This window comes from Pantoea sp. B65 (assembly GCF_047308185.1).
GTDB lineage: Bacteria > Pseudomonadota > Gammaproteobacteria > Enterobacterales > Enterobacteriaceae > Erwinia.
On the sequence record NZ_JAHXPU010000017.1, the window covers coordinates 163,932 to 182,948 of the forward strand.

25 protein-coding genes are annotated in these 19,017 nt (G+C 54.6%); 9 read left to right on the forward strand and 16 right to left on the reverse strand.

Translation table 11 applies throughout. The features are described from left to right. Positions 1 to 3 precede the first annotated feature (3 nt). Genes JWF83_RS07650 through JWF83_RS07665 form a run of 4 tightly spaced genes read left to right on the forward strand, consistent with a single transcriptional unit; the run spans position 4 to position 4,036 of the window. Positions 4 to 1,305, forward strand: coding sequence for an amidase (locus JWF83_RS07650; protein ID WP_413649592.1), 1,302 nt, complete (start codon positions 4 to 6; stop codon positions 1,303 to 1,305). Between the two features lie 52 nt (positions 1,306 to 1,357). Then, on the forward strand, positions 1,358 to 2,458 hold the full coding sequence (locus JWF83_RS07655; RefSeq protein ID WP_413649593.1) for an AbrB family transcriptional regulator: 1,101 nt from the start codon (positions 1,358 to 1,360) through the stop codon (positions 2,456 to 2,458). Continuing rightward, positions 2,455 to 2,967 (forward strand): flavin reductase, encoded by a 513-nt coding sequence (locus JWF83_RS07660; protein WP_413649594.1) that lies wholly within the window; start codon positions 2,455 to 2,457, stop codon positions 2,965 to 2,967. The genes JWF83_RS07655 and JWF83_RS07660 overlap by 4 nt, the downstream gene beginning before the upstream one ends. Before the next feature lie 25 nt (positions 2,968 to 2,992). After that, a complete protein-coding gene (locus tag JWF83_RS07665; protein WP_413649595.1) occupies positions 2,993 to 4,036 on the forward strand; it encodes a 2,5-dihydroxypyridine 5,6-dioxygenase in 1,044 nt (347 codons plus the stop codon). A 61-nt stretch (positions 4,037 to 4,097) separates the two neighbouring features. On the opposite strand, the gene JWF83_RS07670 is transcribed toward JWF83_RS07665, so the two are convergent. The 3 genes from JWF83_RS07670 to JWF83_RS07680 all read right to left on the reverse strand — a co-directional run bounded on the left by JWF83_RS07670 (position 4,098) and on the right by JWF83_RS07680 (position 4,962). Beyond that, on the reverse strand, positions 4,098 to 4,394 hold the full coding sequence (locus JWF83_RS07670) for a chorismate mutase (protein ID WP_413649596.1): 297 nt from the start codon (positions 4,392 to 4,394) through the stop codon (positions 4,098 to 4,100). Positions 4,395 to 4,450: 56 nt separating this feature from the next. Further along, positions 4,451 to 4,549 (reverse strand): YoaK family small membrane protein, encoded by a 99-nt coding sequence (locus JWF83_RS07675; RefSeq protein WP_413649597.1) that lies wholly within the window; start codon positions 4,547 to 4,549, stop codon positions 4,451 to 4,453. A 155-nt stretch (positions 4,550 to 4,704) separates the two neighbouring features. After that, positions 4,705 to 4,962 carry a hypothetical protein gene (locus JWF83_RS07680; protein ID WP_413649598.1) on the reverse strand — a complete coding sequence of 86 codons (258 nt, stop codon included), beginning with the start codon at positions 4,960 to 4,962 and terminating at the stop codon, positions 4,705 to 4,707. 269 nt (positions 4,963 to 5,231) lie between these two features. Here JWF83_RS07680 and JWF83_RS07685 point away from each other — a divergent pair, with 269 nt between their 5' ends. Further along, positions 5,232 to 5,444 (forward strand): YdgH/BhsA/McbA-like domain containing protein, encoded by a 213-nt coding sequence (locus JWF83_RS07685; RefSeq protein ID WP_413649599.1) that lies wholly within the window; start codon positions 5,232 to 5,234, stop codon positions 5,442 to 5,444. Positions 5,445 to 5,509: 65 nt separating this feature from the next. Here the strand turns inward: JWF83_RS07685 and JWF83_RS07690 are convergent, their stop codons facing one another. The 3 genes from JWF83_RS07690 to JWF83_RS07700 all read right to left on the reverse strand — a co-directional run bounded on the left by JWF83_RS07690 (position 5,510) and on the right by JWF83_RS07700 (position 6,666). Next, on the reverse strand, positions 5,510 to 6,028 hold the full coding sequence (locus JWF83_RS07690) for a DUF523 domain-containing protein (RefSeq protein ID WP_413649600.1): 519 nt from the start codon (positions 6,026 to 6,028) through the stop codon (positions 5,510 to 5,512). 127 nt (positions 6,029 to 6,155) lie between these two features. After that, entirely contained in the window at positions 6,156 to 6,362 is a 207-nt protein-coding gene (locus JWF83_RS07695; RefSeq protein WP_413649601.1) for a DUF2767 family protein, read from the reverse strand. 76 nt (positions 6,363 to 6,438) lie between these two features. Then, a complete protein-coding gene (locus tag JWF83_RS07700; protein WP_413649602.1) occupies positions 6,439 to 6,666 on the reverse strand; it encodes a hypothetical protein in 228 nt (75 codons plus the stop codon). A 238-nt stretch (positions 6,667 to 6,904) separates the two neighbouring features. Between JWF83_RS07700 and JWF83_RS07705 the strand changes: the two genes are divergently transcribed. Next, positions 6,905 to 7,438 carry a chorismate mutase gene (locus JWF83_RS07705; protein WP_413649603.1) on the forward strand — a complete coding sequence of 178 codons (534 nt, stop codon included), beginning with the start codon at positions 6,905 to 6,907 and terminating at the stop codon, positions 7,436 to 7,438. Positions 7,439 to 7,469: 31 nt separating this feature from the next. Here JWF83_RS07705 and JWF83_RS07710 read toward each other — a convergent pair whose 3' ends face one another. Beyond that, positions 7,470 to 7,640 carry a hypothetical protein gene (locus JWF83_RS07710; protein ID WP_413649604.1) on the reverse strand — a complete coding sequence of 57 codons (171 nt, stop codon included), beginning with the start codon at positions 7,638 to 7,640 and terminating at the stop codon, positions 7,470 to 7,472. A 388-nt stretch (positions 7,641 to 8,028) separates the two neighbouring features. Then, entirely contained in the window at positions 8,029 to 8,265 is a 237-nt protein-coding gene (locus tag JWF83_RS07715) for a hypothetical protein (RefSeq protein WP_413649605.1), read from the reverse strand. Between the two features lie 694 nt (positions 8,266 to 8,959). Here JWF83_RS07715 and JWF83_RS07720 point away from each other — a divergent pair. Then, entirely contained in the window at positions 8,960 to 9,316 is a 357-nt protein-coding gene (locus tag JWF83_RS07720; RefSeq protein ID WP_413649606.1) for a DUF305 domain-containing protein, read from the forward strand. 49 nt (positions 9,317 to 9,365) lie between these two features. On the opposite strand, the gene JWF83_RS07725 is transcribed toward JWF83_RS07720, so the two are convergent. After that, complete coding sequence (locus JWF83_RS07725; protein WP_413649607.1) at positions 9,366 to 9,995, reverse strand: LysE family translocator; 630 nt, start codon at positions 9,993 to 9,995, stop codon at positions 9,366 to 9,368. Positions 9,996 to 10,220: 225 nt separating this feature from the next. Between JWF83_RS07725 and JWF83_RS07730 the strand changes: the two genes are divergently transcribed. Together JWF83_RS07730 and JWF83_RS07735 are read left to right on the forward strand one after the other, a co-directional pair. After that, positions 10,221 to 10,415 carry a hypothetical protein gene (locus tag JWF83_RS07730; RefSeq protein ID WP_056233851.1) on the forward strand — a complete coding sequence of 65 codons (195 nt, stop codon included), beginning with the start codon at positions 10,221 to 10,223 and terminating at the stop codon, positions 10,413 to 10,415. Positions 10,416 to 10,651: 236 nt separating this feature from the next. Beyond that, a complete protein-coding gene (locus JWF83_RS07735; protein ID WP_413649608.1) occupies positions 10,652 to 11,500 on the forward strand; it encodes an AraC family transcriptional regulator in 849 nt (282 codons plus the stop codon). 15 nt (positions 11,501 to 11,515) lie between these two features. Here the strand turns inward: JWF83_RS07735 and JWF83_RS07740 are convergent, their stop codons facing one another. From JWF83_RS07740 to JWF83_RS07770, 7 genes are all read right to left on the reverse strand, one after another. Continuing rightward, on the reverse strand, positions 11,516 to 13,090 hold the full coding sequence (locus JWF83_RS07740; RefSeq protein ID WP_413649609.1) for an ABC transporter substrate-binding protein: 1,575 nt from the start codon (positions 13,088 to 13,090) through the stop codon (positions 11,516 to 11,518). Positions 13,091 to 13,369: 279 nt separating this feature from the next. Next, on the reverse strand, positions 13,370 to 13,828 hold the full coding sequence (locus tag JWF83_RS07745) for a transposase (RefSeq protein ID WP_413649610.1): 459 nt from the start codon (positions 13,826 to 13,828) through the stop codon (positions 13,370 to 13,372). Positions 13,829 to 13,967: 139 nt separating this feature from the next. Then, positions 13,968 to 14,633 (reverse strand): ABC transporter ATP-binding protein, encoded by a 666-nt coding sequence (locus JWF83_RS07750; protein ID WP_413649748.1) that lies wholly within the window; start codon positions 14,631 to 14,633, stop codon positions 13,968 to 13,970. After that, a complete protein-coding gene (locus JWF83_RS07755) occupies positions 14,626 to 15,474 on the reverse strand; it encodes an ABC transporter ATP-binding protein (protein ID WP_413649611.1) in 849 nt (282 codons plus the stop codon). Before JWF83_RS07755 ends, JWF83_RS07750 begins: the two co-directional genes overlap by 8 nt. After that, a complete protein-coding gene (locus tag JWF83_RS07760; protein WP_413649612.1) occupies positions 15,464 to 16,324 on the reverse strand; it encodes an ABC transporter permease in 861 nt (286 codons plus the stop codon). Before JWF83_RS07760 ends, JWF83_RS07755 begins: the two co-directional genes overlap by 11 nt. Further along, entirely contained in the window at positions 16,321 to 17,373 is a 1,053-nt protein-coding gene (locus tag JWF83_RS07765) for an ABC transporter permease (protein WP_413649613.1), read from the reverse strand. The genes JWF83_RS07760 and JWF83_RS07765 overlap by 4 nt, the downstream gene beginning before the upstream one ends. After that, positions 17,373 to 18,941, reverse strand: a complete 1,569-nt coding sequence (locus tag JWF83_RS07770; RefSeq protein ID WP_413649614.1) for an ABC transporter substrate-binding protein — start codon at positions 18,939 to 18,941, stop codon at positions 17,373 to 17,375. The genes JWF83_RS07765 and JWF83_RS07770 overlap by 1 nt, the downstream gene beginning before the upstream one ends. Positions 18,942 to 19,017: the final 76 nt, after the last annotated feature.

Here is a 19,017-nt window from a genome sequence, read left to right on the forward strand (position 1 = left end):
CCGATGTCTCTTACTGAGCAGGCCATTCTTGCCTTAACTGCCCGTGAACTGGCCGCGCAGGTGCAAGCCGGGCAACTTACCGCCACTGCCGCCACTGAAGCGCGTCAGGCTGAGATTGCCCGCCGTGATCCGACCATTCTCGCCTGGCAAACCCTGGCTGCGGAACAGGCGCTACAGGCAGCCCGCGCCCTTGATGCGCGGCCGCAGAAAGGGGCGCTGGCTGGCGTCGCGATTGGCGTTAAAGATGTCATCGACACCGTCGACCTGCCGACCGGCTACGGTTCGGCGCTGTATAGCGGCTTTCGCCCGGCCTGGGACGCCAGCTGCGTCGCGATGGCGCGGCGCGCTGACGCGATTATCCTCGGCAAAACGGTGACCACAGAGTTTGCCATGGCCAGCCCCAATCAGACGCGAAATCCCCATCATCCGCAGCATACGCCGGGGGGATCATCCAGCGGCTCCTGTGCGGCGGTGGCGGCCAATATGGCGCAGGTGGCCTATGGCACGCAAACCTCGGGTTCGATTATCCGCCCGGCCTCCTATTGCGGCGTGGTGGGTTATAAACCCAGTTTTGGCACCATTAACAGTACCGGCGCCAAGGTGTTGTCGCACTCGCTGGATACTATCGGCGTGATCACCCGCAACCTGCGCGATGCCGGTTTTGCCAGCGCGGTGCTGGCCAGTCAGCCGGCGCTGAATATCGCCGATGCCAGCTATAAACCGCGTATTGCGCTGTTTCGCTCGTCAAACTGGGCGCAGGCAGGGGCTGAGTCCCATGCGGCGCTGGAGTTTGCCGCCACCCGGCTGGCGACGGCGGGCGCCAGCGTAGCGGAGGTGGCCACGCCGCAGCATTTCAGCGAACTGTTCGCCATGCATGATGCGGTGATGGGCTGGGAGGTTACGCATGCGCTGGCGTTTGAACATCGGCGCGCTGAAATCAGTGAGGTGACGCGGCGCTTTCTGGACTTCAAGGCCGGGTCGACGCTGGCGCAATACCAGCAGGCGATGGCAAAAATCGGCCAGTGGCGCGCCAGCATGCAGGCGCTGATGGACGGTTATGATCTGTTTCTGACCCTCGCCGCACCCGGTGAAGCGCCGGAGGGACTGGCTTCCACTGGCGATCCGGCGTTTAACCAGGTCTGGACCTTACTGCATACGCCATGCATTACCTTACCGGCATGGCGCGGACCTCAGGGGTTGCCGGTAGGTATTCAGTTGGTTGGGCGTATCGGCGAGGATGCGCGTTTGCTGCAGTGTGCGGCCTGGATTGAAGATCATTTAACGGACGACAGCGTCAGCGGTTAACCGATTTCAGGCGCCAGACGGGCAGTATGCCCGATGTTTTTACAGGATCAGTATGAAGCTAACCGCGTCAGCCATTACGCCCTCGCGCAGTAATCAGTTCCTGAACTGGTGCGGGCTGTTTATTCTCGCCGCCGGTATTTCTCAGCTATTAACGCTGATTAATTTCCCGGCTGCAGCACTGTTAGGTTCAATGCTGGCCGGGGTGTTTTTTGCGGTCAGCGGTAATGAGCGCAAGCTGTGGCGTCCGCTGTTTTTGCTGGCGCAGGGGGTAGCCGGTTGCCTGATCGCCACCAATTTGACGCCGGTTATTTTACTGTCGGTCATTGCGAACTGGCCGATTCTGTTGCTGTCGGTATCGGCTACCTTACTGTTTTCATTTTGCATTAGCTGGGGCATTCGCTATTTCGGCAAAGTGTCGGCGGAAACCGCCATCTGGGCGGCGATGCCCGGCATGTCGAGCGCGATGGTGATTATCGCCTATGAACGCCATGCTGATGGCCGCGTGGTGGCATTGGTGCAATACATTCGCCTGGCGGCGGTGGTGCTGGCGGTAACTATGGTGTCGCATCTGTTTGCCACGCCGTCGGCAGCGCTCAATACCACACAGTTGTTTAGTTTTACGCCGATTGCTGTCAGCGCCTTGTGCAGCACGCTGGCGATTGCCGCGCTTGGCCCGCTGGCGACACGTTACCTCGCTTTCTTACCGGCGGCGGCGATGATGGTACCGCTGATTGTCGGGGCGGTACTGAGCGCCAGCGACCTCTACCATATGACGCTGCCCGGTTGGGTGCTTAACCTGGCGTTTGCCGCCATTGGTCTGGAGGTCGGCCTGAAATTTACCCGCGCGATCCTGCTGCGGCTGATCCGTATGATCCCGCTGGCGTTACTGGCGTCGCTGGCGCTGATTGGCCTCAGCGCGCTGTTTTCACTGCTGTTGAGTTACTTAATGGGCGTGGATCTGCTGACGGCGTTTTTGGCGACGGTACCCGGCAGCATTGACTCGGTGGCGATTGTCGCCATTGCCAGCCACGTTGATGTGACTTTTGTTCTGGCTCTGCAAACCGTACGTATGTTTGTGGTGGTGTTGGGGGCCCCGTTTTTTGTCCGACAATTACGCCGCTTACCTGGCTGGGAAAAAGAGGAATCACGATGACAACTGTGCAAAATACGCTGGAAGATCAATTCAAAGCAGCGATGCGTCAATTGGCGACGGCGGTCAATATCATTACTACCGGGCAGGGCAGCGAACGACGCGGCCTGACCGCCTCGGCGGTATGCAGCCTGACGGTGACGCCGCCGATGGTACTGATTTGCGTCAATCACTTTGGTGAGGCGCATCGCGCAATAGTGGAAAACGGCAGCTTCTGCGTCAATGTACTGCATGCGGAACAGCGTTTTCTCGCCGATATGTTTGCCGGTCAGGCCGGGATTGCGCCTGCCGATCGCTTTTCCCATGCGCAATGGAGTGAACTGGAGAGCGGTGCGCCCGCGCTGGATGGCGCACTGGTTAATATTGACTGCCGTATTGCTGAACGTGTGCAGACTTCAACCCACAGTGTGTTTTTTGGTGCGGTAGAGGCCATACGCTTTGGTCAGCAACATACCCCGTTACTGCATTTTGATCGTCACTATTTCTCGCTGGCGGCGGCAAGTATCGCCTGAACTTTATCTGATTGAGGAGCATAAGATGGCTGTAAGTGATAGCGATTTGGTTAGCGGCTGGCAGCAGGTTCTCAGCCTGTGCCAGTTAACCGCTGGCGAACAGGTGACGTTGCTGACCAGCACCGACTCCCATCCGCAGGTGGTCAACACCTGTGAAATTGCCTGTGGTCTGATGGGCGCGGTGGTGACGCGTCTGGTGCTGCCGCCGATGAACGGCGAGAAAGCGCTGAGTCCGGATAAATCGGGCTATGTCGGTAAAACCGCGCTTGAAACCAATAAAGTGGCGCTCAGTGCGCTAAAAAGCAGCGACCTGATTATCGATACCATGATGCTGCTGTTTTCACCGCAGCAGGAAGAGATTCTGAAAGCCAATACCCGCATGCTACTGGCGGTGGAGCCACCGGAAATTCTGCTGCGCTTACTGCCAACGCTGGAGGATAAACAGCGCGCGCTGGCGGCCACCAAACGGCTGCAGCAGGCGAAAACCATGACGGTGACCTCGCCAGCCGGCACCGATTTCCGTTGCGCACTTGGCGCTTATCCGGTGCTAACGCAGCACGGTTTCTCCGATGTGGCAGGTAAGTGGGACCACTGGCCAAGCTGTTTTGTTGCCACGTGGCCGAATGAAGGCAGTTCGAACGGTAAGATCGTGATTGATAGTGGCGATATTATTCTGCCATTTAAACGCTATGTGCGGGAACCGGTGACGCTGATTATTGAAGAGGGGTATATCCGCAAGATTGAAGGCGGATTTGATGCCGAATTTATGCGCAGCTTTATGGATTCGTTTAACGATCCGGAGGCTTATGCCATGGCGCATGTTGGCTGGGGATTAATGACGCGCGCGCACTGGAGCACCTTAGGTCTCTACGATCGTGAGTCAACCATCGGTATGGATGCGCGGGCGTTTGCCGGCAACTTCCTGTTCTCCAGCGGACCCAATACGGAAGCGGGGGGAACGCGCGATACGCCTTGCCATCTTGATATTCCGCTGCGTAACTGTTCGTTGTCGCTGGATGGTGAGCCGATGACGCTGGACGGCAAAGTGGTATCAGCCGATCAGCGCTAAGCCTGACCAGGGCAATGAAGATGCATGCAACGCGGGCGGTATGATACCGCCCTGGAAGCGATCACGATTTCGCGTCTGATAACTGCTGATGTTGTTCGAGTTCGTAAGCAATAAAAGCATTTATCATGGCGCGATAGACCTCTTCGGCAATGCTCTCTGGCAGACCATGTTGCGCTGCCTGCGCCCTGACTTTATCGATAACTTTCTGTACCCGATCCGGCGCCCGCACCGCGTTTTCGTCTTTCTTAAAGCTGGCGGCGAGCCGGACAAACTGGCTGCGCTGCGCAATTAAAGCCACAATTTGCTGATCAAGCCGATCTATCTGGTTTCTGACTTCTTCAATTGATCCCACTGCCATTGACTGACTCCTTGTTAAATTATCGCCAGGAACTATCGCGTCGCAGCTGTTGGTTTTCAGCTACCTGGCACCGCAGCGCCGCTGGCAATAAACCAGACAAAGAAAACCACCGCCGCAATAAAGATAATAGCCGGTGCAATCGCTCTTTTGTTCATTCTGTTCTCTCAGAGATGTTTGCCAACGCAGGCAAAGGGGTGGCGCTGTCGCCACGCTGAAGGGCAATAGCGTAACCTGATTAGGTTTTTCTTGCAGCAGTTTTGCCCGCTGCGGCGCAGCCTGGCAGAAAATCTGACGGTATCGATCGACAGCGCTAGCGGGCGCCGATGCGGCGATCTTTGCCGATGCGTCTGACATGACAATAGGCCAGCCACTCTTCCCAGCAACGATCCGGGTTGATATCCGCCCAGATACCGTTTTTCGTCATTTCGGCAGCAATATGATCAGGCAGGCTGACGGCGGTTGCATTAGCGCGGATCTGTTCCACCTCTGCCCGTGATAACGGGGTGGATTGCTTGTTTTGCGCTTTAACCAGCGACTTGACCAGCGTCGGAATAAAAATGATCGCCATAAACAGTTTCCTTTTGCAGGAGAGTGAGTTCTACGGGGTATGGCCTGTCGCTGGCTACAACAACGGAAGCTGGCGCTGTGGCTACAAAGTAGTTATCGGCATGTTGCCGAATCTCTTGAATGGGGTTACTGACAGTGAGGAAGTGTGGTCAATTTTTTTGACTAAGATAAGCAAATAGATCCGCTATCAAACATTGATTGCGGGCGTTACTATTGTTTTATCGAAGGCGATGAGCCTTCTCACAGTCAAAAACCTGAAGGAATTATATTATGAAATCTATCAAAACTTTTGTTGCAGTTATCGCGCTGTCAGCCGTATCTTTCACCAGCTTCGCTCAGAGCGTTTCTGCCAGCGGCAGCCAGCTTGATACCGCGGAAGCGCAAATTGCCGCTAAAGCTCAGGAAGCCGGCGCTGCATCGTATAAAATTACCAGCGCCAGCACCGGCAACTATGTGTATATGACTGCTGACCTGATCAAGTAATCCTGAATTCAGTTTGGAAGGGAGCCTGTGGCTCCCTTTTTGCGTTATCGGTTATCTGCCGCTCTTCAGCGACTGGTGCAGGGGATATCATCAGACTTTTCCCGGGCAAGGCGCGTACATAACTGCGCAATATTGTGCTCTGAGAACACTTCAATACCATTATGGGTTAACAGTTCGGCGGTGACCCCCATGCCAGCTATTTTGCTGCCGTTAAAGCCGCCGCTGTAAATCATATTGCTGCCACATGACGGGCTGCCCTCGGTGAGAATGGCAAACTGGCAGTTATGCTGCTGAGCCATCTCCAGCGTCAGCCAGGCGGCTAAAATATAACGTTCGGTAACGTCTTCACCCGTGGCTTCGATCACTCTGGCGCCCTGTGTAATAACCGCATGGCCATGTAAAGATGGCTGGATCTCTGCCGCCGGACGCGGCGTCCGGAACCCCGCCGCCAGCTCCGGGCAAAAAATTACCAAACGATTTTGTCGCCGCCAGCGGGCAAGCTGTTTACTGACAAGGGTTTTGGCCGAACCGTTATAGCGTACCGGAAAGCCAGCCAGGCAAGCGCTGAGAAGGATTTTTTTCATGGCGGTCCAACCTGAAGGCGATGATTTTGCATCATGGCATTCAATGCCGGACAAGGCGAGAAACTGTCCACTCAGTTAAGCAGAATTAAACAAAAGCAGGCGGCCAGGCTTCAGCCTGGCGCTTTGGTCAGGGTTTTACCAGCCGGATGGCATGCTCGAGGATTTTCTGCTCATCTCTTTCGCTATCGCCGCGTTTCAGACGGGTTTGCTTCAGCAGATCGGTGATCACCGCACGTTGCGTATCGTGGCCGCTTTCTGCCAGCACGATAACGGCATCTCCAACGACGCGACAGACTTCATCATAGTACTCTTCACTCAGCACATCTCGTTTCATAGCGCTACCTCCTTGTTTACAACCTGGCATGCTTTTCCCCTGGCTGCCAGTTTCTGTAAACATGCCACGGACACGCTTAATGCACGCGCTCCGCTTCGCGCGCTTTACTGGTGCTTCTTGACACCCGATGCGCTTTACCCGGGTCGCCAGCGACGAATTCGAAGGTCGGGGAGTAATAAAAAGGCAGCCAGCCGCCGTAGCCATTTTCCCACTCCCAGCGCACCGGACAGGGCCATAAAATGCCATCGTAAAGTATGTAGTAAATCCATCGACCATTAGGACGACGCGGCTTGGGCGTTTTCATTGGGGCAACTATAGCTGAGCTGGGGGTGTAATAAAAAATAGCCTATATTTTGACCTGTCACACGACGGGTTTCAACTGGCAAATATAAGACGCACTCTGATCAATCAGTCTACTCCAGCTAACCACTACAGGGTTAACGAAATATGAGGGTGTTTTATTGTTGAAATTTACGCGAAATGCTGGCTAATTAGTTTCCGGGCTAAACTACTTAGTCTGTTCAGGGAGGAGGAGCGCGATAATGAATAAGTGTGGATTACTGGCGATGTTACTGACACCGCTGCTGCTGCCCGCCGTGCAGGCAAGTGAGAAAACGCAGCTGTTTGAGCATATTAATCAGCGTCTTGCCTGGATGAAAGATGTTGCTGGCTATAAGGCAGCTCATCATCAGGCGATTGAGGACCTGGCGCAGGAGGCGCGGGTGTCGGCCCTTGCCGTGAATAGCGCCGATCTCCTCGGTCTGCAACCACAGTCGATAAAACCTTTTATTCGCGCGCAAATGGATGCGGCAAAAGCAATACAATATCGCTACCGTGCTGACTGGCTGTCGAAGCCTGAAGAGAAGTGGACTCCACTACCGTTGTCTGTGGCGCGTGAAAAAATTGCACAGCACAGCACGCAAACCTTTCAGCAGCTGGCGCAACTGCTGAAAGCCGGCGACCGTATCGAAGAGGACGACCGGCCTGTATTTAATCGTTTGATTTCACAGCACAATATCACCGATTCTGACAAATCGATGATTTTTAATGCTCTGAAGCAGGCGTCATTAAAATAAACTGTCCATTTTGCTGTGCGGTGGGGCGGGTCTAGCGCCACACCTCGCCGCACATCAGTACCGCATTTGGACGGCGCTGGTGAATACGGTCCGCCATCTGCTGACAAGCGGCGTGAGTGGGATAGATATGTTCTGACACCGGCAGGGCATCGCAGGCATCATAACCGCAGGCGCTTACTAACAGCACAAATCCAATTAACATACCCCCCTCCTTAACTACCGCGTTGAGGCCAGATACTCTCTGGCTTCAGAAGTTGAGTATAGCCGAGCGAAGCGGCAACTGCGTACCGGTTTCTGTGATACTGAAAAGATAAGAAAAGCCAAAGTGTGGTTTTTTAGCTGAAGCCGCATGGTTATTGGCCGCAGGAAATATATTTGTCCGGCGGCCACAAAAATACATTAGCGAAAATAAAAGCGCTATTATTAATCCATTAAATTCATTTAACTCAAATTTACGCATTTATCAGATTAAAAATAAGCAAAAAAAAAGCAATAATTCTCCTCAGAAAATAAGTTTCTGATTGAATTTTTATTTAATATTACAGCGACTTAATAATCCGTACTTCAGCTACGATTGCCGGCAATCGCACTCAGGCTTTCTTGTCTTCAATGGTGATATTAGGCGCGCATTGTTCACCAGGCTTCACCATACGGAATTCCGCTTTACCCTGGTGTACATAGATGCAGGCCCGACCCTTATCGCCACCGTCCTGTTCCTGAGAGAGTGAAACCGTTACCGTTTCTGCCATGGCAAGCGGTGAAAGTAATAATCCGACCATCCCCAGAGCGGGCAGGTTGGTTGTATGCCATACCTGTGGGCATTTCATTTTGCACATCCTTTAACACACTGTAAGAGATCACCGGGCACCTGACAGCCAGCGATACGCCATCATAATAAGGTTGCTAATTATTGGTACTGTGAGTGTAGAGCTATTGCGCAGGACGCTGATTGGGCAATCTAATAATTGCTTAACAGATCACGCTTTTAAAACTCTTTTTTTGGGGCTGACGCACGCGAGCGGAAGAGACCGACAAAATGTGGTATCAGCTTGCCCCCATTTTGAGGCCGTTAATAGTTGAAGTAAAATCTTAATGACAAAGTTTCCGGAAAAATTCGGTTTTTAAGAAGTTTCCGGTCTGCAAAACAGAAATAATCGAACAGTTATTTAGCGCTGAAGGTGTTATTTTGGAATTCCAATAAACAACAAGCGAAGAGGATTTCTCCACAAGCATCCTGAGTTGTAGCGGCCCTGGTTGTCCGACGTCAGTTTACACGTCGCCAGCAGCGCCAAAATCATCCCTACGGGGCGGCACCTAACCATTGCAGTAAACCCCGACGCTAACGTCGATACTGCTTATCACTGGAAATCTGATGAAGTTTAACCACTAAAGCCCGCTACCCGCGGGCTTTGTCGTTTCTGTCGCCGGGAAACTGCGTTTTTATCACGCTGCTTGACCTTACCCCAAGGGGAGGGTTTACCCTCTGAATAACTGAGGTTATCTGATGGATGAGGGGACGCAATGAACAAGATAAAATCTTTACTGCTGATGGTGCTGCTGGCGCCGCTGAGCGTGCTGGCTGCGCAGTCGATGCCTATGGATATGAACCACACGCAGCAGAGCGGTGCACAGCAGAGTTATCAAAGTGATATGAATAAGATGCATGGCGATATGATGCAGGGAATGCAGTCGGACAATCCGGATGTGGCTTTCGCCCGGGGTATGACAGCGCATCACCAGGGGGCGATTGATATGGCGAAAACCGAGCTAAAATACGGTAAGGATCCGGAAATGCGCAAGCTGGCGCAGGAAATTATCAGTGCCCAGCAGCCGGAGATTGACCGCATGCAGCACTGGCTAAAACAGCAGAAGAGATAGCCAGCGTCATCCTGCCGGGCGGCGGGATAACATCGCTGGCGTCGGCATGTTAAGAATGCTGGCTAACGATCAGTTTGATCCCCAGCAGCGCCATCAAGCCTCCGCTCAGGGTATCGAGACGCTGTTTAAATCGCAGATAAGCCTTGCGCGGAACCGGAGCGGACAGCACCATCACCACAAACAGATACCAGGCAAAATCGATAACGAAAGCCGCGATCGGCAGCGCAATATTCATCCAAAGGGGATATTGATGGCTGAGAAATGCCGCAAACACGCTGCCAAACACCAGCGCGGTTTGTGGATTGCTAATTTGCGTCAGCAGACCAAGGTTGAAACCGCGCAGGGCTCCTTGTGCGCCAGGGCCATTCAGTTCCAGGGGCAACGGCTGGCGTGCGTTAACCACCATTTTATAGGCCAGAAATAACAAATAGATACCACCGGCAATCTTCAGCAGCCAGAATAACCACGGGACGGTCAGTAGGATCGACTGTAACCCGAGGATGGCCGCCAGCGCGAACAGTGCGCTGCCTGCACTCATTCCGAGGGCGGTAAAAACCCCGCTACGAGCACTCGCGGACATGGCGGTCTTTGCCACCAGCAAAAAACTGGGCCCCGGTGAGATCGCGCCTAACGCAATAACACCACAAATTGACAACAACGCCAGCAGGCTATTATCCATTACATACTCCTGTCAGAGGTGCGCGCTACGATCGGCGGGATGGATATAGCAATCTACCGTAGTTCACACCATGGGGGTAACCCCGTTCAGCCCGCTGGCAAAAAAAACGCTGCGGTGAGTGATTTGCCTGGTTTTAATACAGATGCAGCGCAGCTAACCGGAAAAGGGTAACAGGCAGTAGCTAAACTTGTTACAGTTGACGTTTTACACTTTACCGGGAGCCGTATGTCTAACGAAATTGCACATCCATCCAGCAGCCCTAAGCAGGCTGCCCTTCAGCTGGTAATCGAACTGGTTCGCGCCGGTAAGCTCAGCCCATTGCAGGGCGATGCGTCAAATATGATCTCGATCTACGAGCAGTTTAAAGCGCACTTTGAAGCGGATAAACATAAGCACGCTTCTGATTCCGCCATCTCGTAACCGAATGCGGTGCGGGGACGCCCGCCCGCAATCTTTCCGGCTCTACTCCTGATCCCGCGTCTGCCATGTGACCCAACCACCATATTGCCAATTTTTCCGCCGTAGCTGACGCAATGGCGTGAACAGTGCCGGGGCTATCACAATATCCTCGGCTAATAAAAATTATGGTGATAAAAAAATAAAACAACGGTTTAAATTTTCTACGGGGAATCGTAACCAGTGGCGTGGTACATGGCATGACGATGGAAACCATTGAACTTAATTCTTTAACCGAACGCGCAATCTCCTTTACCCGGCGCGTGGTTGGCCGCGTCGGGTATCACCACTGGCATCAGGGGCTGGAAATTTTGCTGATAGAACAGGGGCATGGCACCATTATTGTTGATAATCAGCAATATGCTTTGCACCCGGGATGTGGATTTATTTTCCCACCCTTTAAGCTGCACAAGGTGATGATTGATCCGCGCGCTGCCGACAGCTATCGACGTACGATGATTCATATTGATAGCACGACATTTATCAATTTCCTGCGCGACTTTCCCCACCAGCGGGCACGCTTACAGCGATTTTGCCATCAACGCAGCGCCGCAACGGTATATGATTTGAGTGAATATCAATCCGGCCTGGAGCAGTTATTTACGGTGTATCAGCGCGTTTTTGACAGTCGTCCGTTTAATTTGCCGGACAGTGCCTGCCTGATTCTGCAACTGATGAATTTTTTCCCGGAACATTCTGTCAGTCGTAAACCACCGGACAACAGCATTTCCACTCGCGTGATGTGTTGGGTCGAAGAGAACTACGCGCGGAAATTCAGCCTGGCGGCGCTGGCGACGGCGCTGAATTTGTCGCGCAGCTATATCTCCCGCACCTTCAAACAGGAGACCGGCGGATTGATCCAGGAGTATCTGCTGAAGCGCCGGTTGTGGCAGGCTTGTCACTATCTGCGCAGTGATCAGCGGGCGGTAGAAGCGATCGCAGAGCAGACCGGATTTGCCGATACCTCCTATTTTATCACCTGCTTTAAGAAGATGATTGGCGATACACCGCTAAAATACCGTAAACGCCATCAGGATAATGGCGTTTAGCGGCGGTGGGGAAAGCTACTTACTCACCTGATCGTAATAGAGCATGCTGGTACCAATACCTTGCTGCGCGCCTTTGACATTTTCCCGCAGCCCCACCAGTTTTTGTCCCTGTAGGGTCACCACAAATGGCGAGTTTTGCTGAATTTCCTTTTGCAACTCGCCATACAGCGCCTGACGTTTTTGCACATCACTTTCGGCAGCAGCGGCACGGGTTTGCACACTCAGTTTGGGGATCTCCCAGCCTACGCGCCAGGCAAGGGTTTTTGGCCCTCCCGGCACGTTATAGGCAAAGGTGCTGGCATTGGTATTCGGATCGACATAGTCCGCTCCCCAGTAGATAAAAATTGACTGGAAGTTGCGCCCACGCATTTTGCCCCACAGCTCTGACTCCGCCACCGGCTGGATCTGAATATCAATATCGGCTTTGGCAAAGCTGGCCTGCAGCGCCTGCGCCACATCGGTGTAGGGCGGCTGATTAACGATAGTTAACGAGAAGCGGGTGCCCGGTTTAATCCCGGCCTGTTGCAGAATGCTCTTCGCTTTGGCGACATCCAGTTTAAACGGCTTATCGTTTAGCGCCCCGTCAAAACCTTGCGGCAGAAAGGTCTGGTGCACCTGATATTGCCCTTTTAACAGCTGGTTTGACAGGCTGTCATAATCCACCAGCCAGCGTGCCGCCTGCCAGAATGCCGGATTTCCCAGCGCGGGTTGCTGCTTGTCCTGAGTATTAAAGCCGAGGTAGTAAATCAGGCTGGAAGGAAAGCTGGCGACTTTAATACTAGGGTGATTTTTGATGGCATCAAACTGATCGGCTCCCAGTTCATAGGCGACATCCGCATCCCCCTGTTCCAGCAATAAACGTCGGGAACCTGCATCGGCCACGCCTTTCAGAATCACCCGTTTTAGTTTTGGCGCGGGCTGCGCCTCGGGGTTCTGTTCCAGCACCAGCGCCTGCTGCGGTACATAGTTACTGATACTGTAGCCGGCGCTGCCGGCAGAACGGGTACGCAGCCAGCCATTACCAAAATCGTTATCTTTAGCATGTTGCTGTACCAGCTTGCTGTCGACGATTGAGGCCACCGGCGCGCTGAGCAGGCGCAGCGCCAGATCGCTACCGATAGGCGATACCCAGCGCAGTTCCAGTTTGTTGTCGCTGATACGGGTAAATTGCGCATCGATATTTTCTGGCGTCCAGCCGAATTCACCGAGGATAAAAGCCGGAGTCTTATTCAGTTTTACCACCCGGGTGAGTGACCAGATAACATCATCGGCGGTTATCGGATGGCCGCTGGCGAATTTCGCCCCTGGTTTCAGGTTGAATACCAGGCTGTGTTCGCTGCTGCCGGGTTGCCAGTTGCTGGCCAGCTCGGCGACCAGTGCGCGTGGGTTGTTGCGGTCAGAGGCGACCAGCCCCTGGTAGAGATCGGTCAGGCTGCTGGTGCTGACGGTTTCAAAGCTTTCTGCCGGATCGAAACTGATAATGCCATCAAGCGGAATGGCCACGATTAACGTGTCTGCGGGCGTCGCTGCATTGGCGCCAGCGCTTAACGTTAATGCACTGGCGATAAGAGCGGGTAAAAGTTTACGCATTTGCTGATCCTGACATGGAGGGGGATATCAGGACTATAGGTGGCAAATTCAGCGTTGGAAATATGAGTTTTAACTATGGTTTTCTGCTTTCAGACTATAGCCAGATCAAAGGGTTATAATTAACCTCAGGGGATATTTACGGGCGGAATAAATCCCGCCCCTACAGGGTCTGTAGGGGGCCATTTATGGCCCCCGTGTTGCATAAGGCAGCAGGCGGAATAAATCCCGCCGCTACGGCTCCCGTGTTGCATAAGGCAGCGGGCGGAATAAATCCCGCCGCTACCCGGTTTCAGACCTGTTCAGGCGGTCCTCATGCCAGCGCTGCGGGTTATCATGAATATACTGACGAATGGCATTAAGCTCTGCTTCATTACGGATAACACGATCGTAAAACCCACGCTGCCACAGCGGCTGATGCGCCTGATATTCTCGTGTGACCCCGGCTTTGTAGTGGCAGACAATCTGGGTAAGCGAACGCGCGTTTTCTGGCGTCAGCCAGATAATGCCATGCAGGTGATTCGGCATGATGACCATCTGGTCCAGAGCCAGGGTGGCGATGCGTCGGGGCAGTGTAAACCAGTGCTCAGTCGCCAGTTTAGCCAGCCGGGTAGGGAACATTTCTTCGTCAATGATTTCACCAAATAACGTTTTACGCTGATGGGTAACCAGAGTGACGAAATATGCTCCTGGCCGGGCATAGCAAAAATATTTTAGCCGTGGTGATAAACGTTTTTTCATCCGTTGTGCCTCCGCTGACGAGAGTAGCGTGGCGTGAACAGCTGAGAAATGGATGATCATTAAACTATCGGGGGGGCTCGAAAAATATTGCTGCAAATCTGCCACCGGGGCGGGATCAATCCCGCCCGTGCCGCTGCCATCAACCGACAATCCGGCCATTGGCCATATGCGCGGCGCGATCGCACATATGATCGATGACATCCGGGTCATGACTGACTAATACCATCGTCAGATTATCCAGCCGCTTCAGGTCATTCAGCAAATTAAGGATCTCCGCCTGTACCGACATATCCAGCGCCGAGGTAGGCTCATCCAGCAGCAGCACTTTCGGCTCTAACAGCAGCGCGCGTACAATGGCGACACGCTGGCGTTGTCCGCCGGAAAGCTGATGCGGATAGCGATCGGCCATCGCCGGATCAAGACCAACATGACGGAAACCCTGATCGATACGATCATCAATATCTTTTACTTTCAGCAGTTTTAGCGGCTCAGCCAGCGTGCGGCGCAGACGGTGGCGCGGATGTAGCGAGGCGTAAGGATCCTGAAACACCATCTGTACTTCACGCCGCAGCGCGCCGGTAAAGGCTTTACCCGGCGCAACCTGATGTCCGGCCAGCTGCATACTTCCTTGCCAGTGCGGATTCAGCCCGGCCATCACCCACAGCAGTGAGGATTTGCCGCAGCCGGAGGGGCCAACCAGGCCAAAACATTCACCCGCAGCAATTGACAGCGATACATCATGTACCACAGTACGCAGTTCATAACCTTGTTTATGCGACACACTAAGCCGTTGCAGATCAATCATGCTCACGAGTGGCCTCCAGTGCCGCGCGATCCAGTACCGGCAGCGGCTGACCATGAGTCGCTTTACCCGGTCGGCAGGCCCACAGCGTGCGGGTGTATGGATGGGTCGCGCGCGGCAGTTCAGCCGCTGGCAGGGTATCGAGTACTTCACCTTTATACATCACCATCACGCGATCACAGTGTTCCGCTACCTGTTGCAGATCGTGACTAATCAGCAGTAGTCCCATATTACGCTGCTCAACCAGACGACGGATTAACGCCAGCACCTGATCGCGCATCGCGTGATCGAGCGCCGAGGTCGGTTCGTCGGCAATCAGAAATTGTGGATCGGCAATTAGCGCGATGGCCAGCATCACGCGCTGCCCCATACCGCCGGAGAGCTGATGCGGATAACGCGTCATCAGCTGCGCGGGTTGCGGCAGACCCACGGCATCCAGCATCTCACAGACCTTTTCCCGACGTTCGGCGCGGCCAAAGGATTGATGCAGTTTTAGCGGTTCCTCAACCTGCCAGCCAATGGTGCGGGTGGGATTCAGAGCATATTTCGGATCCTGCATTACCATCGCCAGTTTACTGGCGCGTAACTGGTTCCAGCGGCGCTCGCTCAGGGTTAAGGCATCTTCGCCGGCAACCTGTAAACTGCGCGCCTGAACATGCAACGACGGTGACAGCAGCCCCATCAGCGAGCGGGCGGTGAGGGATTTGCCGGAACCGGATTCCCCGACCAACGCCACGCGTTCACGTCCGAGAGTAAATGACAGATCTTTTACCAGCGTGGTGCCATCACCCAGCGAAATATTTAGCCCATCGGCGATAATCAGCGCAGAAGAATCAGTTGGCATTACGGGTATCCAGTCGATCGCGCAGGCCGTCGCCTGTCAGGTTAAAAGCCAGGCTGGCAAACAGAATTGCACCGCCCGGTGCGGCAGCGACCCACCACTGGTCAAAAATCACTTTACTGCCTTCGGCGACCATCGATCCCCATTCGGCGGTTGGCGGCTGTACGCCCATACCGAGAAAACCGAGACCGGCGGCGGCGAGAATAATACCGCCGAGACTCAGTGCCGCACGCACCACGGCGCTGGGCATACAGAGCGGCAGAATATGGCCAAACATCAGGCGCAAACCGGTAATCCCCTGCATACGCGCGGCGGCGAGGTAGTCACTGCGGCGCAGGGCGAGGGTCTCCGCACGCGCCTGGCGGGCAAACGGCGGCCAGCTGGTCAGCGCCAGCGCCAGCGCACCATTCATCAGGCCCGGGCCAAGCATCGCCACCAGCGCCAGGGCGATCACCAGGTTGGGTAGTGACAGAAAGATATCGGTAATGCGCATCAGCACGCGCTCGGTCCAGCCACCGAGATAACCGGCAGCGATACCAACCAGCATGCCGACCGGAATGGTCAGCAGCAGAATCAGCGAGACCAGCAACAGCGTCGGGCGCGTTCCGTAAATCACCCGCGACAGCAGATCGCGACCAAAGCCGTCGGTGCCTAACCAGTGCGCGCCAGACGGCGGCAGCAGGCGTGCTGACATCAGCTGCGCATTCGGATCAAATGGCGCCAGTAGCGGGGCCAGCAGTGCCGCCAGCAGCAGAATGGCAACCAGCGCGCCGCCAATCACCAGCGTCGTCACCCGGCGACGGCGATAGCGACGCGGCGTCACATTTTCAATATCAGTTAAATTTTGCGTCATCGGGTTCTCGGATCGGTTAACCAGGTGAGGGCGTCGGCCAGCGTATTGAGCACGATAAAACAGCCGCCAATCAGCAGGGTGGAGCCCAGAATCGCCGGGGCGTCGGAGGCGAACAGCGCAGTAGTCATGTAGCGGCCAACGCCAGGCCAGGCAAAGACGGTTTCCGTCAGTACCGACCCCTCCAGCAGAGTGGCGTAGGAGAGTGCCAGCACGGTAATCAGTGTGCCGGAGATATTGGGGAAAATATGCAGCAGCAAAATACGTCCGCGTCCGGCGCCTTTGGCGCGCGCGAGGGTGACATACTCTTTGCTGCTCTCTTCCAGCAGCGCGGCGCGCAGCAGGCGGGTGATGCCGGCCATCGACAGCATGCCGAGTACCACCACCGGCAGCCACAGGTGGGCGATGGCGTTGCGGAACATGTCCCGATCGCCCGACAGCCAGCTGTCGATCAGCATCAGACCGGTGTGCGGCTCCAGGGTATAGACATAGATATCATCCAGCCTGCCCGGCCCCGCCGACCAGTGCAGCACCGCGTAAAACAGCAGTAAACCCAGCAGGCCAAGCCAGAAAATAGGAACCGAATAGCCGAGCAGCGAAATCAGCCGCGCCAGGTTATCGATAATGCTGCCTGGTTTCCATGCCGCCAGCAGCGCCAGCGTGATGCCAAAAAATGCACCAAAAATCATGGCGCAGGTCGCCAGTTCGATAGTCGCGGGGAAAGTACGCAGCAGGTCGCTGGCTACCGGTTGATTGGTAATGCGTGACACGCCCAAATCACCGTGCGCCAGATGTTCGATATAGTGCCAGAACTGCATCACTACCGGCTGGTCGAGGCCTAACTCCTGGCGCACCTGAGCATAGGTCGATTCGCTGGCGTGATCGCCGGCAATCTGCAACACCGGATCAACCGGCGACAGATGGGACAACATAAAGGTAAACGCCAGTAAGCCGAGCAGCGTCACCAGTAACGAAAGCAGGCTGGTGGCGAGACGTCCGCCACCGCGCCAGAAACGCCGGGCGGACCCGGCGTCAGCAGAAGGTGCTGCCATTATTTACTGACCTGGTTGTAGTAAACCATATCCGGGTTGATGCCCTGTACATAGCCTTTCAGGTTAGCGCGTAGCGCGATCAGGTTGCGCGCCTGCAGACCCACCACATAGGGTGAGTTTTTCTGCACTTCGCGCTGCATACTCTGATACATCTCAATGCGCTTCGCGTTATCACTAACGGCAGTGGCCGCCAGCGTTTGCTTGCTCAGCTCAGGAATGTGCCAGTTCGAGCGCCATGCCAGGGTTTTGCTGCCATCTTCCGGGTTGTAGGCAAAGGCGGCGGCGTTGGTGTTGGGATCGAAATAATCAGCGCCCCAGGCGTTCAGTGTCGCCTCATACTTATGCGCCTTCACGCTGGTGGAGACTTCGGTACTCAGGCCCGGAATCAGCTCAACTTTAATCCCGCCTTTGGCGAAGCTGGCCTGCAGCGCCTGCGCAATATCAAGGTATGGCGGCTGGTTGCTGACGGAGAGCTTAAAGCTAACGTTGGTCAGGCCGGCTTTCTGCAGAATCGCTTTGGCTTTCTCCGGATCGTATTTATAGGGATTATCGTTCAGCGCACCAAGGAAACCTTCCGGCAGGAACGCCTGATGCACCTGGAACTGACCTTTCAGCAGATCATCGGCAATGCCGTGGTAGTCGAACAGGTAACGGGATGCTTCCCACAGCGCCGGATTTTTCAGCGCCGGTGAGGCATCAATATTGAACTGTATGTAGTACAGCGAAGCCATCGGGATCGCCATTGGTTTCACGCCGGCTTTGTCCTTCAGCGCCGCCATCTGATCGGCGCCCAGATTACGGGCAATATCGGCATCGCCCTGTTCCAGCAGCAGGCGACGCGCCGCAGGTTCCGGCACGTTTTTAATCAGAATGTTTTTCAGCTTCGGCGCACCGGCCGGTGAGGTCGGATTGGCGGCAAGCAGCACCACTTCATGGGGAATAAACTTGCGGATCTGATACGGGCCGCTGCCCGCCGAGTGCGCGCCCAGCCACTGATTGCCAAGGTCGTTTTTCTGCTGGTTGGCCATAACGGTTTTTTCATCGACGATCGATGCGACCGGCGCCGAGAGCAGGCTTAATACGAAGGTCGGGCTGATATCAGCAGTCCAGCTGACCTGAACGTGTTGGTCATCGATTTTTTTCAGCTGCGCATCAACGTTGTCTTTGGTCCAGCCCATCTGGGTCAGAATGAAAGAGGGATCCAGATTCAGCTTCACTACCCGCGACAGGGAAAAGATCACATCTTCCGGGCGTACCGGATTGCCGCTGGAGAATTTAGCGTTATCACGCAGGGCAAAGATCAGACTACGGTTGTCGCCAGCAGCTTGCCAGGAGGTCGCCAGCGTGGGTTTCAGATCGACCGGGTTGCCAGGATCGGACTGGACCAGGCGTTGATAGATGTTAGTAAAGGCCTGCATCGAAGTCAGTTCAAAACCCTGCGCCGGGTCAAAGCTGCTGGAATCATCGATCGACTGGGCAATCACCAGAGTATCTGGCGGTGTGGCGGCCTGAGTGGCAAAAGAGGCGCCCAGCGTGACGGCGATGAGTGACGGAACGATACTTTTCATGACGTTTCCTTACCTTAAAATTTGTCGCGAGTGTAAATGACTCATAGCATTATCAAATAGTAGATTATTCGCTATC